Here is a 229-nt window from a genome sequence, read left to right on the forward strand (position 1 = left end):
TACAAAAGTATGATGCCCCAGTAAAACTTGAACGACCGAGTACAAACTATACAGAAAGGCTGAACTCGTTCCTACAGCAATCAAACTATCCATGTTTGGATGCCGTTTTACCAAATTCCGAAAACCACGTACATAAAAACCGCGACCAACCCAAATCGCTGGCAAAGTAAGGAAAAATTGCGCCAATACAAAGGCAATGGGATGCGTCATGTGATCTAAAAAGGAGGGT

Annotated in this window: 1 protein-coding gene; it reads right to left on the bottom strand. The window is 42.4% G+C overall.

Annotated features, from left to right (window positions below; all coding sequences use genetic code 11):
• Nucleotides 1-210 (bottom strand): hypothetical protein (locus QP442_RS08605; RefSeq protein WP_285069827.1); only part of this gene is annotated, 210 nt, incomplete at its 3' end.
• Nucleotides 211-229 lie beyond the last annotated feature (19 nt).

Source organism: Pauljensenia sp. UMB1177 (assembly GCF_030217965.1).
Classification (GTDB): domain Bacteria; phylum Actinomycetota; class Actinomycetes; order Actinomycetales; family Actinomycetaceae; genus Pauljensenia; species Pauljensenia turicensis_A.